Genomic DNA, 315 nt, shown 5'->3' with positions numbered 1-315 from the left:
CGAACACCAAGCTGGGTGCAGTGGTCCCTAAATGCTTGTGAGGTGTACACACTGCCGTGGTCGGAATGGAAAATTGCCCCTTTAAGGCTTCCTCGGACTTTTCTGGCATGAGATAAAGCTTCGATAACCAGCGATACGCGCATGTGGTCAGCGAGTGCATGGCCGACGAGTTTGCGCGAGTAGGCGTCGATGACCGTGGCTAAGTACATGTTCTTGCCTCCCTTACACGGCAGGTAGGTGATATCGCCTACGTAGACGTGGTTTGGCCTGTCAGCGGTGAATTTGCGGCTTATTAAATCTGGCATGACTCGGTGG

The 315-nt window shown here is 53.3% G+C and carries 1 protein-coding gene; it reads right to left on the bottom strand.

The genetic code is table 11. From position 1 onward, the window contains the following. Positions 1 to 315: DDE-type integrase/transposase/recombinase (locus tag HMPREF2792_RS12725; protein WP_158011598.1), on the bottom strand; the 315-nt coding region annotated here is incomplete at both ends.

Source organism: Corynebacterium sp. HMSC068H04, from assembly GCF_001811255.1.
GTDB lineage: Bacteria > Actinomycetota > Actinomycetes > Mycobacteriales > Mycobacteriaceae > Corynebacterium > Corynebacterium hesseae.
This window is presented reverse-complemented; position numbering and strand designations above follow the sequence as displayed.